Here is a 429-nt window from a genome sequence, read left to right as displayed (position 1 = left end):
TCTCTGTTGCTAGTATTAATTGGTCAAATAAATTCAATAAGTTAAAAGGAATAGATGAATGAGCAAGTGTATCTTCACTCTTATCCCCGTTGTTGCATTATTAGCTATTTCTAGTGCTCATGCCGATTCACTTATCCAAGGTTTAAACCGTGTTGATAATTCATTAAGCAAAGTGCAGAACAGTATTCACGGTACTCAGAATACGATCCGTAATGGACAGAACAAGATTGATAATACTCAGCGTGCTATTGGTGAAATTCAAGATGGGACGTATGTAGAAAAGCGTGTGGAAAATAAGGTTCGCCAACAGAAGCGTCGCGCAGTAAATGGCTTAATTAATAAGTCATCAAATGCGATCCGTAAGGCTACCAATACTTACTAATGAATAAAGGTTAAGATTTTCGTAAGACAGAAATGTTAACAATCTAG

1 protein-coding gene is annotated in these 429 nt (G+C 36.4%); it reads left to right on the top strand.

The genetic code is table 11. The features are described from left to right. The first annotated feature begins 58 nt into the window (after positions 1–58). Positions 59–382, top strand: coding sequence for a hypothetical protein (locus tag E5A76_RS15485; protein WP_161119463.1), 324 nt, complete (start codon positions 59–61; stop codon positions 380–382). Positions 383–429 lie beyond the last annotated feature (47 nt).

It is taken from the genome of Photobacterium lucens (genome assembly GCF_009873615.1).
GTDB classification, from domain to species: domain Bacteria; phylum Pseudomonadota; class Gammaproteobacteria; order Enterobacterales; family Vibrionaceae; genus Photobacterium; species Photobacterium lucens.
Note: the sequence above shows the minus strand (reverse complement) of the source record. Positions and strands in the feature narration are given on the sequence as shown.

Coding starts and splice junctions, on each gene's coding strand:
- E5A76_RS15485 (WP_161119463.1), top strand. CDS start 59: ATGAGCAAGTGTATCTTCACTCTTATCCCCGTTGTTGCATTATTAGCT.